The organism is Rhodoferax sp. P1_F3 (assembly GCF_056405715.1).
In genome coordinates this window covers 1-12139 of record NZ_JBFUBO010000002.1, presented here as the reverse complement: position 1 = coordinate 12139, position 12139 = coordinate 1, and the positions used below count along the sequence as shown (strand labels likewise).

The 12139-nt window shown below is 63.1% G+C and carries 9 protein-coding genes and 1 pseudogene; 6 read left to right on the top strand and 4 right to left on the bottom strand.

Annotated features, from left to right (window positions below; genetic code table 11):
• Window positions 1-3 precede the first annotated feature (3 nt).
• The 5 genes from rimI to AC1DZ5_RS02735 all read left to right on the top strand — a co-directional run bounded on the left by rimI (window position 4) and on the right by AC1DZ5_RS02735 (window position 5749).
• Window positions 4-471 carry a ribosomal protein S18-alanine N-acetyltransferase gene (rimI, locus tag AC1DZ5_RS02755; RefSeq protein ID WP_477885829.1) on the top strand — a complete coding sequence of 156 codons (468 nt, stop codon included), beginning with the start codon at window positions 4-6 and terminating at the stop codon, window positions 469-471.
• A 22-nt stretch (window positions 472-493) separates the two neighbouring features.
• On the top strand, window positions 494-1327 hold the full coding sequence (locus AC1DZ5_RS02750) for a uracil-DNA glycosylase (protein ID WP_477885827.1): 834 nt from the start codon (window positions 494-496) through the stop codon (window positions 1325-1327).
• A 98-nt stretch (window positions 1328-1425) separates the two neighbouring features.
• Complete coding sequence (pyrF, locus tag AC1DZ5_RS02745) at window positions 1426-2265, top strand: orotidine-5'-phosphate decarboxylase (RefSeq protein ID WP_477885825.1); 840 nt, start codon at window positions 1426-1428, stop codon at window positions 2263-2265.
• Window positions 2266-2397: 132 nt separating this feature from the next.
• On the top strand, window positions 2398-4245 hold the full coding sequence (locus AC1DZ5_RS02740) for a DUF1800 domain-containing protein (RefSeq protein ID WP_477885823.1): 1848 nt from the start codon (window positions 2398-2400) through the stop codon (window positions 4243-4245).
• A gap of 10 nt (window positions 4246-4255) precedes the next feature.
• Window positions 4256-5749 (top strand): DUF1501 domain-containing protein, encoded by a 1494-nt coding sequence (locus AC1DZ5_RS02735; RefSeq protein WP_477885821.1) that lies wholly within the window; start codon window positions 4256-4258, stop codon window positions 5747-5749.
• Here AC1DZ5_RS02735 and AC1DZ5_RS02730 read toward each other — a convergent pair.
• Together AC1DZ5_RS02730 and exaC are read right to left on the bottom strand one after the other, a co-directional pair.
• Window positions 5739-6113 carry a DUF779 domain-containing protein gene (locus AC1DZ5_RS02730; RefSeq protein ID WP_477885819.1) on the bottom strand — a complete coding sequence of 125 codons (375 nt, stop codon included), beginning with the start codon at window positions 6111-6113 and terminating at the stop codon, window positions 5739-5741. The two genes, AC1DZ5_RS02735 and AC1DZ5_RS02730, sit on opposite strands and share 11 nt — an antisense overlap.
• Complete coding sequence (gene exaC, locus AC1DZ5_RS02725) at window positions 6113-7636, bottom strand: acetaldehyde dehydrogenase ExaC (protein WP_477885817.1); 1524 nt, start codon at window positions 7634-7636, stop codon at window positions 6113-6115. The genes AC1DZ5_RS02730 and exaC overlap by 1 nt, the downstream gene beginning before the upstream one ends.
• Before the next feature lie 302 nt (window positions 7637-7938).
• Between exaC and AC1DZ5_RS02720 the strand changes: the two genes are divergently transcribed.
• Window positions 7939-9858, top strand: coding sequence for a sigma-54-dependent Fis family transcriptional regulator (locus tag AC1DZ5_RS02720; protein WP_477885815.1), 1920 nt, complete (start codon window positions 7939-7941; stop codon window positions 9856-9858).
• An 89-nt stretch (window positions 9859-9947) separates the two neighbouring features.
• On the opposite strand, the gene AC1DZ5_RS02715 is transcribed toward AC1DZ5_RS02720, so the two are convergent.
• Window positions 9948-11699 carry a diguanylate cyclase domain-containing protein gene (locus AC1DZ5_RS02715; RefSeq protein ID WP_477885813.1) on the bottom strand — a complete coding sequence of 584 codons (1752 nt, stop codon included), beginning with the start codon at window positions 11697-11699 and terminating at the stop codon, window positions 9948-9950.
• Window positions 11700-12027: 328 nt separating this feature from the next.
• Window positions 12028-12139: pseudogene (locus AC1DZ5_RS02710) on the bottom strand (IS30 family transposase); the annotation flags it as partial.

Here is a 12139-nt window from a genome sequence, read left to right as displayed (position 1 = left end):
ACCATGTCCTCCCTCCCGCGCGCACCCGAAGCCGCCTTTGAGCCCCTGCTGGCTGATCGCCTCGACGAAGTGCTGCGCGTGGAAGTGCGCGCCTACGCCCACCCCTGGAATCGCACCAATTTTCTGGACGCACTGCACAGCGGCTACCAGGCCCAGATGCTCATGGCCGATGGCTATGTGCTGGGTTACTTTGTCGCGATGAAGGGAGTGGACGAGGTGCACCTGCTCAACATCACCGTGGCCCCCGAATTTCAGGGCCAGGGCTGGGCCAAGGTGATGCTGGACGGTCTGGCGGTCTGGGCCCGTGGCCAGGGCGCCCAGTGGCTGTGGCTGGAGGCCCGGGTCAGCAACCTGCGGGCCCTGCATGTGTACGAGCGCTACGGCTACCGCCGCGTGGGCCAGCGCAAGGCCTATTACCCGGCAGACGGTGGCCAGCGCGAAGACGCGGTGGTCATGAGCTTGCCCCTCTGAATTTGATGAGAACTAGTCCACCATGGTCCTGAACCTTGACGACCGCCAACGTGCCATGCTGCTGGAGATGGGCGTGCGCGTCTGGCTGCCAGGCACGGCCTTTGAGACCGAGCCGCCTAGTGTGGCCGCCCCTGTAGTCACCGCTGCACCCACGCCTGCCGTGCGTCCCGCTCCGGGCCGCTCCGAAGTGCCCCCGCCCACGGCGGTGCCCGTGCGCGCCGTGCCTAGGGTGCAGCCCTTGGTGGCGGGCGATGGCTTGGGCATGGACCTGGCTGATCTGGGCTGGGAGGCCCTGGCCGATGCAGCTGCCAGCTGCCAGGCCTGCGGCCTGTGCGCGGGCCGCAAAAACGCGACCCTGCAACCCGCCACAGCCCAGCGTGACTGGATGGTGGTGGGCGACCCGCCCGAGGAAGACGAAGACCGTGCGGCCCAGGCTTTTGTGGACAACCCCGGTGCGCTGTTGGACAACATGCTGAAGGCCGTGGGTGCCAGTCGCGCGGGCGAGGGTGCACAAGGTGCCTACGCCACCAATGTGGTGAAGTGCCGCCCCCCACACGGGCAGATTCCGCAAGCCGTCGATCTGGTCCAGTGCGCACACTACCTGCAGCGAGAAATAGCGCTGCTGCAACCCAAAGTCATCCTGGCCATGGGCCGCTTTGCCACCCAGGTTTTGCTGGCCGAGCACGGCGCGCTGGCCACCCAGCCGCTGGGCAAGCTGCGCGGCACGGTGTACCAGTACCAGGGCATCCCCGTCATCGTGACCTACCACCCCAAAGTGCTGCTGCGCGCCAGTGCCGACAAGGCCAAAGCCTGGGCCGACCTGTGCCTGGCCATGGACGTGCGGGATGACCGGTAGGGCCCCCACGCTCCGCCGCTGCGCGGGTCGCTGCCCCCCGAGGGGGCTCATTTGCCTTGGGGCGGCCCGGCGGCAAATGGTCTCCGTAAAATAGCCCCATGACCTTTCTTGACCAGTTGCGCACCGCCGAGCGCCAAAACGGCTCCCTGTTGTGCGTGGGCCTGGACCCCGAACCCGCCAAATTTCCCGCCCACCTGAAGGGCGATGCCAGCAAGATCTACGACTTCTGTGCCGCCATCGTCGATGCCACCGCCGACTTGGTCATCAGCTTCAAACCGCAAATCGCCTACTTCGCCGCGCACCGCGCCGAGGACCAGCTCGAAAAGCTCATGGAGCACATGCGCCGCACGGCGCCGCAGGTGCCCATCATTCTGGATGCCAAGCGCGGCGACATTGGCAGTACGGCCGAACAGTACGCCAAGGAAGCCTTTGAGCGCTATGGCGCCGACGCGGTCACGCTCTCGCCCTTCATGGGCTTTGACTCGGTGCAGCCCTATTTGAAGTACCACGGCAAGGGCGCGTTCCTGCTGTGCCGCACGTCCAACCCCGGGGGTGATGACCTGCAACCCCAGCGCCTGCTGGATGTGCCCGGCCAGCCGCGCCTGTACGAACACATTGCCGCGTTGGCCCAAGGCCCCTGGAATTTGAATGGTCAATTGGGCCTGGTGGTGGGTGCCACCTACCCTGCAGAAATTGAACGCGTGCGTGCATTGGCGCCCACCTTGCCGCTGCTGATTCCTGGTGTGGGCGCGCAGGGCGGCGATGCCGTGGCCACCGTCAAGGCGGGATGGAAAGCGGCAAACGGTGAGACCACTGCGCCCATCGTGGTGAACTCTTCGCGTGCCATTTTGTATGCCGCCAGCGGTGCGGACTTCGCATCTGCGGCCCGCCAGGAAGCGCTGCGCACCCGCGAAATATTGCAAGCTGCCACGCGCTGAATACCGCATGGGGCGGGCCCATGTCGTCAAGCGCACCCTCGGTAAATGTTTGTAAGAGCGCTGGGCAATCCGGCGGGATGGCCCTAGCCTCGGGCCCTACTTACAAGCTACGCACCGTTGGGTGACCCCGCTATGCACTCCATCGTTGGAGACCTCGCTGCCGCTGCAGACACGCATCCTGTCCAGGCGGATCCGCGCGCCGTTTCCATTGCTGCAACGGCGCTTGCATCCGCGGCGCTGTCAGCTTGTGGTGGCGGTGGTGGCGACTCATCGTCTGGTGGCTCTGCTTCGGCCCCTGCCATTGGCGGGCGTGTGGTAGCACTGCAATCCGCTGGCTTTGCCAGCGCTACGCGGGCCGTGGTCCCCACGGCTGAGCAGGCTTCACGTTTCTTGATGCAAGCGCAATTTGCAGCTACCGATGCCGACATCGCATCCGTGCGCGCCAATGGCTACGCCGCGTGGATAGAGCGGCAGGTGGCGCTGAACTACGGCACCACTGGCTGGGATTGGCTCAACAGCCAAGGCTATGGCGACGTTTACAGCACTAACAATTATTACAACCAAAGCTATCCTGCCGATTACATGGCCTGGAGCCAGCTCATGGCGTCTAGCGACCCCATGCGCAAGCGCATGGGTCTGGCGCTGTCCGAGTTCTTTGTAGTCTCCCTCTCAGGGTTGGAGTTTGGTTGGGTCAGCCACGCCATGGCCCACTACTGGGACACCCTGTGTGCGCATGCGTTTGGCAATTTTCGGGATCTGCTGGGTGCCATCACCCTGCATCCGGCGATGGGCTTCTACCTCAACACCAAAGGCAACAAAAAGGAAAACGCCTCGGGCCGCCAGCCCGACGAAAACTTTGCCCGTGAAGTCATGCAGCTCTTCAGTGTGGGGCTGTACCTGCTCAACGCGGATGGCAGTTTGAAGCTTGATGGTGCAGGGAAACCGCAAGAAACCTACACCACCAGTGACGTTAGCAACCTAGCCCGTGTGTTCACGGGCTATGACCTGGACATGCGGCAAAACGTCAATGTCACACTCAACGGCGACACCATTGGCAACACAGCCTTTGCGCGCCTGCCCATGCTGTTGACGGCCAGCAACCACTCCAATCTTGCGGCCACGTTTCTGGGGGTGACCATTCCCGCCAATACCCCGGCTGCAGCGGCGCTGAACACAGCGCTGGACACGTTGTTCAACCACCCCAACACCGCGCCGTTTTTCTGCAAGCAGATGATTCAGCGGCTGGTCACCAGTAACCCCAGCGCGGCTTATGTGGGCCGCGTGGCAGCCGTCTTTGCGGACAACGGTCAAGGTGTACGTGGTGATTTGGCGTATGTGTTTGCGGCCATCCTGGTGGACCCCGAAGCACGCAATGCGTCAGGGTTGAGCGATCCGGAATATGGCAAGCTGCGTGAACCCATGCTTCGCCTCGTGCAATGGGTGCGTACCTTTGGGGTGGGCTCGGCCAGCGGCGCCTGGAAGATTGGTGATTTAAGCAATGCGGGCACTCAGTTGGGCCAAAGTCCGTTGCGCTCGCCTTCGGTGTTCAATTTCTTTCGCCCAGGGTATGCACCACCCTCCACCGTTGCACCGCCCGCCGTAGGTATGAGCGCGGGGACGGTGGCGCCAGAATTTCAACTGGTGACGGAGACCAGCGTGGGCGGTTACCTCAACTTCATGATGGTCGCGATTGAAAGTGGCGTGAATTACTCGTCGGACATCAAGGCCACCTACAGCACTGAAATCAGCCTGGCGACCAGTCCCTCTTCAGGTAATCCCAAGGCGCTGGTGGACCGACTCAACCTGCTGTTGTGCGCGGGGCAACTGTCTTCCGCAACGGTGACCACCATCACCAACATCGTCGGCGGCATGGCGGGTGTCGTGGCCTCCACCAGCACTACGGCCACCAACCTGCGTAGGCGCGTATGCGCGGCTGTGCTCATGGTGATGGCGCATCCCGAATACCTGATTCAAAAATAGGTGGCCACCCATGTTTGACGCCTCACTGCATACCCGTCGCGCGTTTTTGCGCCGCTCCGGGCAGTTGGCCTTGACCGGCACCGCGCTGCCGTTCGCACTTAATTTGGCCGCCATTGGCGAGGCCGCAGCTTTCAACGCACCCAGTGGGGACTACAAGGCGCTGGTGTGCGTTTTTTTATACGGCGGTAACGACTACGCCAACACCGTCATCACCTATGACGACCCAAGCTACAACCAGTACAGCTCGATCCGCGGCGGTGGCGCCGGGCAGACTGCGGGGGGCATTGCCCTGGCCAAGTCCGCGTTGATGCCCACTCTGCTGGCCCCCACCGTGGTGCCGCAAGATGCGCTAGGCCAAAACCGCCAGTACGCCCTGCACCCTTCCATGACGGGCCTGGCCAACCTCTTCAACAACGGCCATGCTGCGGTACAGCTCAATGTGGGGCCGCTGGTGGCACCCTTGGCCCGGGCCGAATACAACAACAGCAACCACACCCTGTACCCGCGCCCCCCCCAACTGTTCTCCCACAACGACCAGCAGTCCATCTGGCAGTCCTCCTCACCCGAGGGCTCCAAGGTGGGCTGGGGCGGCAACATGGGCGACCTAGTGCTGCAAAACAGCTTGAACACCAGTTCCATCTTCACCTGCATGTCGGTGTCGGGCAACGCCGTGTTCTTGTCGGGAGATACCGCTCTGCAGTACCAGGTCAGCACCGGCGGTGCGATCAAGATCAAGCCCGCGACCGACGCCACGGTCTACGGGGCAGCCTCGGTACGCAGCACCATCGAGGCGTTTTTGCGCGACAGCCGTGTGCACAAGATGGAGAACGAATACAACGCGGTGACGACGCGGGCGCTGAATGCTGAGTCGTCGGTTACCGCCGCACTGGCGCTCACGCCACCCAGCACCGCATTCCCCACCGATGGCCTGGGCCCTCAGCTCAAGATGGTGGCGCGTCTGATCAACGGTCGTGCTCAACTGGGCGCGCGACGCCAGGTGTTTTTTGTGTCTATGGGTGGATTTGATCTGCACGACAACCTGGTGAGCCTGCAGTCGGTGTTGATGGACCGCGTGAGTAAGGCCATGACGGCGTTTTACGATGCGACGGTGGAGATGGGCATTGCCGACAAGGTGACTGCGTTCACCGCGTCAGACTTTGGTCGCACGCTGGCCTCCAACGGGGATGGCTCTGACCATGGCTGGGGCAGCCACCACCTGGTGGTGGGTGGTGCCGTGAATGGCAAGGCGTTCTATGGTGTGCCGCCGCCGGTGAGCGTGAGCGATGTGAAAGATGGCGGCGGCAACTACCTGCCCGAGAACGCCTGGCACGTGGGCCAGGGCCGCCTGTTGCCCCGCACGTCGTCTGACCAGTACGCGGCCACGCTGGCCAAATGGTTTGGGGTGACCGATGCTGAGATGCCCAGCGTGCTGCCCAAGATCGTGAACTTTGGTACCGCAGCAGGTCGGCCGGATTACCCGACCGACCTGGGGTTCATGCAGTAGGTTTGGCTATGCCCAGCTCGGCCAGTTCCGCGTCGGTGAACACGCGGGACCGCGTGTGAAAGGCCTTGCCCTCTGGCCCTTCCAGTGAGAAGGTGCCGCCATGCCCTTCGATCACATCGATGATGAGCTGCGTGTGCTTCCAGTACTGGTACTGCGCCAGGCCGATGTAGAACGGGCAGCCGCCAATATCGCCCAGGTACACATCGCCCGCACCCATGGTGATCTCACCCGGCAGGTAGCAGTTGGCGGCACTGTTGTCGCAGCAGCCGCCACTCTGGTGAAACATCAGCTGCTCGCCGTGTTTGCTTTGCAGAAACGCGACGAGCTCCAATGCGGCCGGTGTAGCGACGACCTTGTCGACCATCAGAAGAAGCCCAGCTTGTTCTCGCTGTAGCTCACCAACAGGTTCTTGGTCTGCTGGTAGTGGTCCAGCATCATCTTGTGCGTCTCACGGCCTATGCCGGATTCCTTGTAGCCGCCAAACGCTGCGTGTGCAGGGTAGGCGTGGTAGCAGTTGGTCCACACGCGGCCTGCCTTGATGGCGCGGCCCATGCGGTAGGCCACGTTGCCGTTGCGGCTCCACACACCGGCGCCCAGGCCGTACAGCGTGTCGTTGGCAATCGCTAGCGCTTCGGCTTCGTCCTTGAAGGTGGTCACGGCCAGCACGGGGCCGAAGATTTCTTCCTGGAAGATGCGCATTTTGTTGTGGCCCTTGAACAGCGTGGGCTGCACGTAGTAGCCGCCTTCCAGGTCACCGCCCAGGTGGGCCTGGCCGCCGCCAATGAGTACTTCGGCACCTTCCTGCTTGCCCAGGTCCAGGTAGCTCAGGATCTTGGTCAACTGCTCTTTGCTGGCCTGTGCGCCCATCATGCTGTCGGTGTCCAGCGGGTTCTTTTGCTGGATCGCGGCCACGCGTTTCAACACGCGTTCCATGAACTTGTCGTAGATCGATTCTTGAATCAATGCGCGCGATGGGCAGGTGCAGACTTCGCCCTGGTTGAACGCAAACAGCACCATGCCCTCGATGGCCTTGTCCAGGAACGCATCGTCCTTGTCCATGATGTCGGCAAAGAATACATTGGGGCTCTTGCCGCCCAGCTCCAGCGTGGCGGGAATCAGGTTGTTGGCGGCTGCCTGCGCAATCACGCGGCCCGTGGTGGTGGAGCCGGTGAAGGCGATCTTGGCGATGCGTTTGCTGGTGGCCAGCGGCATGCCGGCCTCGCGGCCAAAGCCGTTCACGATGTTGAGCACGCCGGGTGGCAGCAGGTCGGCAATCAGCTCGGCCAAAATCAAAATGGAGATGGGGGTGCTTTCTGCGGGTTTGAGCACCACGCAGTTGCCGGCGCCAATGGCGGGCGCCAGTTTCCACGCCGCCATCAGGATGGGGAAGTTCCACGGAATGATCTGGCCCACCACGCCCAGGGGTTCCTGGATGTGGTACGCCACGGTGTTCTCGTCGATGTTGGACAGGGCGCCTTCTTGCGCCCGCACGCAACCCGCAAAGTAGCGGAAGTGGTCCACGGTGAGCGGGATGTCGGCGTTCAGCGTTTCGCGGATGGCCTTGCCGTTGTCCACGGTCTCGGCATAGGCCAGAAGCTCCAGGTTTTGCTCAATGCGGTCGGCAATTTTCAGCAGTATGTTGCTGCGCGTGGCGGCATCGGTCTTGCCCCAGGCGTCGCTTGCTGCGTGGGCGGCGTCCAGCGCCAGTTCAATGTCTTCAGCAGTCGATCGGGCGGCCTGGGTGTAGACCTTGCCGCTGACCGGGGTGATGACGTCGAAGTACTGGCCCTTGACCGGAGGCACGAACTTGCCGCCGATGAAGTTGTTGTACTGGGTCTTGTAAGTGATCTTGGCGCCGGCGGCGCCGGGTGCTGCGTAAATAGCCATGGTTGTCGTCCTCTTGTGATTGCTATGGTTCCCCGCATCGGTCGATCCGGCAGGTGCAGAGCTATCTCAAGAGGCGTGCCATCTGGGCCGCCTTGCTCATCGCCTTGATTTCATTGGTTTTTTTGAGAACCCTGATCTAGCGCAAACTGTCCGCAAGCCCTGCCTGTCACGATTCGCCACAGTGACAGGTGTCACAAAATGGAACAGTTGGACGTGCGCAGGGGTGTGCGCCATTGCCTCACCCACCGCCCACGCCCATACTGTGCCAAGCGGGGCGATCATGACCCTACGCAGGAGACAACGTGCGACAAACCTCCCCCGTGCTGGCCTTGCGACAGGCCCGCCAGCAACTGCTGGAAACCGGCCAATGCCCCGTGGGCGTGTTGGACGAGCGCCTGGTGCGCTCCTGGCACCGCAGCCTGGCCGCGGGCTTGGCGCCCACTGGCCGTGCGGCCACGGACCATGCCGGCAGTGGCAACCTGCGTCAGGCGCTGGCCAATAGCCACGCCCTGCTGGCCCACTCGCGCCCGGTGATGGAATATGTGTTCGAGCAGGTGCGTCACAGCCAGAGCGTGGTGGTGCTGGCCGATCAGCACGGCATGCTCATGCACACCCTGGGCGATGTCAGCTTTGTGGGCAAGGCCGAGCGCGTGGCGCTGACCAGTGGTGCCTCTTGGCACGAAGCGCACCGCGGCACCAATGCCATCGGCACTGCATTGGCCGAATGCAGTGCAGTGGAGATCCACGGCTCCGAACACTTTCTGGAGCGCAACGGTTTTCTCACCTGCGCGGCCTCGCCCATCCTGTCGGCTACCGGAGAACTCATGGGCGTGCTCGACATCTCGGGCGACCACCGCCATGGCCACGGCCACACGCTGGGCCTGGCCAGCACGGCCGCCCGCATGATCGAGAACCGGCTCATGGTGGCCACCTGCAAACGCAACATCCGCCTGCACCTGCACACCCAGCCCGAGGGCATAGGCAGCGTGGCCGAAGGCATCGTCGCGCTGTCAGACGACGGCTGGTTGGTGGGCGCCAACCGCGTGGGGCTGGCGTTGCTGCGCCTGAATGCGGGCGACATTGGCGCCACGCTGCTGGAGCGTGTGCTCGATGTGCGGCTGGACGACTTGCTGTCGCGCCACAAACGCCGCCCCCAGCAGGTGCAGCAGCTGCGCTTGCATAACGGCGCCGTGCTGTTTGCCCAAGTGCAGGTAGACGCCGCGGCGCTGCCGGTGACCAGTCTGTCACTGCCTGTGGCGAATGCCAGCGTCAGCGATGCACTGGCTGCGCTGGACACGGGCGACGCCCGCTGGCGCAGCGCCGCCGACAAGGCGCGCCGCGTGGTGGCCAAGCCCATCCCCGTGCTCATCCAGGGCGAGTCCGGCGTGGGCAAAGAGCTGTTTGCGCGCGCCCTGCACGCCAGCGGCCCGCGCCGTGGGGCGCCCTTTGTCGCCATCAACTGCGGTGCGATTCCCGAGAGCCTGATCGAGTCCGAACTGTTTGGCTATGTGGCCGGCGCCTTTACGGGCGCGCGCAAAGAGGGCAGCCTGGGCCGCCTGCGCGAGGCCGAGGGCGGCACGCTGTTTCTGGACGAGATTGGCGACATGCCATTGCCCATGCAGACCCGGCTGCTGCGCGTGCTGCAGGAGCGCACGGTTACGCCGGTGGGTGCGGGCAAGGCGGTGGCGGTGGACTTCGCACTGATCTGCGCCACCCATAGCAAGCTGGCCGAGGCGGCCGAGCGAGGCACGTTCCGCCAAGACCTGTACTACCGCATCAACGGCCTCACCGTGCAGCTGCCGGCGCTGCGCGAGCGAAGCGACTTTGGCGCGCTGACCGAGCGCCTGCTGGTCGACCTGAGCCCGGAGCGAGAGGTGCAGCTGGCCCCCGAACTGCTGGCCCGCCTGAGCGCCTTTGCCTGGCCTGGCAACCTGCGCCAGTACGCCAGCGTGCTGCGCACCGCCTGCGCCATGCTGATGGACGGGGAAGACACGCTGGACTGGGCGCACATGCCCGACGACTTGGTGGAAGCGCTGCAGGTGGGTGATGCTGTGAAGATCGCACCCGTGGAGCCCGCTGTCGCGCAGGCCCCGCAGAGCCTGCAGGCCTTGGGCCATGCCGCCATCCAGCAGGCGCTGGAGGCTGCGCGTGGCAATGTGTCCCTGGCCGCCCGCCAGCTGGGCATCAGCCGGCAGACGCTGTACCGCAAGCTGCGCACATAAATCACTACTATTTTGATAGCTGCTCGCGCAAGTAGTACGGGGGCTAGAGGCCAATTTGGCATATCAACGCGGCGCCCAAGCCGCCTCGGCTAGGCAGCGGGAGGCCGGGAATGAAACTGGTAGTTGTTGCGCCCACCGGCCTTTACCTGGTACATGGCGGCGTCGCTGTGCTTGAGCAGGGTGTCCACGTCCGCGCCATCATCTGGAAATACGGCGATGCCAATGCTGGAGCCGATGCGAAGCAGGTGTTCACCAATCTGGAACGGCATGGCCAATTGCCGCAGCAGTTTCTGGGCCAGTGCGGCGGCGTCTTGCCGCGCGTGGATTCTGGGCATGAACACAATGAACTCATCGTCGCCCTGGCGCGCCACGGTGTCCTCTGCGCGGATACACGCCTTCAGGCGCCCCGCGACTTCCACCAGCAAGAGATCACCCACACTGTGGCCCAGCGTGTCGTTGATGCTCTTGAACTGGTCCAGATCGATGAACAACACGGCCGCCCTCTCACCGGTTCGCCGCGCGCTGGCCAGCGCTTGGTCCATGCGGTCCAGCAGCTTGGAGCGGTTGGCCAGGCCGGTCAGCGTGTCGTGCGTGGCCATGTGCAGCATCTCATGCTCGACCAACTTGCGTTCGCTGATGTCGATGCGGATAGAGATGTAGCGTGTCACCTGGCCCGACGCATCCCGCATGGGCACGATGGCAGAGTCTACCCAGTAAAGGCTGCCGGACTTGGCGCGGTTGCAGACCACGCCGCGCCAGATGTCGCCGCGGTCAATCGTGGCCCACAGCTTGACGAAGAATGCCGCATCGTGGTTGCCGGAGTTGAGGATGCGGTGGTCTTGTCCCAGTAATTCGTTGACGCCGTAGCCGCTGACGGCCACGAATCGGTCGTTGACATGCAGGATCGTCCCCTTGCGGTCCGTGACCGACACCAGGGCATGTTGGTCAATTGCCTGCGTGTAGGACGATAGTTCGGCCAATGCCTGCTCAACGCCCTGCTTGGCTTGTAACAGGGCGTGGGCGGCCTCGGTTTCCCGTTCGGAGCGGGCCAGTTCGTCCTCGGCTTGCAGCAGGTTGCGCTGCTGCTGGGCCAGCCGCCAGTTGAACCACGCCAAAGACACAAAACTGGCGAGCAGGATGCCGAACAGAAACTGCGTGGCTTGGGTGACCTGGGTGTCCGCTCGCAACTCCGCAGTTTCCAGCGGAATGGTGACCGACAGGCCGCCCAGCAATTGGTGCTGTTTCCACTGTTTACCCAACGGGGTGCCAGTTACGGCGCGCATGGCCATGATTCCGGATGTTTGCTCGTACGTGTTGTGGCAGGCCACACAGGTCATCTGCGATGCCGGGTCGGCCGTCAGATAGCGTAAAACTTTGTGGCCGTCCACCACGTCAAATCGCGGCACCGCCTTCCAGCTGATGGCGCTGTCGGGGTGGGGCGCATCTTGCTTTTCGAGTTGTGGCCAGGCCCAGCGCAAAAAGTCGTCCGACAGCCCCTGCGTGGGCTCCAGATTCCACTTGCTGACGGGTTTGTAGGTGTAGAGCGTGCCCGCATCCTGGGCCGCCGCCTGGCTCACCAGTTTCAGGAATTGGGCGGGAATGGGAACATGCCCTGGCAGCGTGGCGGAATCCACGCTGGGGCCAAAACCATCCTTGCGCAATTTTTCCGCGATTTCCTTGGCATATACGGAGCGCGCCGTCTTGGCCTGGCTTGCGACGATTTCTGCGATGCTCAGCGCCTGGTGCTCCACCGTGCGATCCACGGCATCACGAATGACCACATACCCCAGCAAACCGGTCAGCAAAAAGCCGCACAGGAGTACCAGTATGGAGCGTGGCAACCGAAGTCTGTGGCCTATGGCTGAGAGCATTGCTGTGGCTATGCTGCTTGGATCATATATACCGCCTTACGCCTGCGCGCCTGACTGCATTTGCACGCGCAACCATAGGCGTTGGCGCTTGCGACGCCTATCAGAATGCGCTGGTTTTCGTGTCAGGAAATGACGAGAGGCTTCAGGGATTCCTTACGGCTTGGCGCTATCCGTTGCCCAACTGGCAGTGCGTTTGCGATGCGGTGTAGTTGGGGTATAAGTCTGCTACAAAATCAGTAGCTTCTCGCGCATATTCCATAAGGGGCGCGCTCAAATCCAAGTGCAACACGAAGGTAGTTTATTGGATTGATTGAGTTGGCTCTTCGAGCTTGGCCAGCCAACCACTGTAGACCTCATGCGGTGTGCACCAGTCCAGTGTTTTCCTGGGTCGGCCATTCATCAGGTCCGCT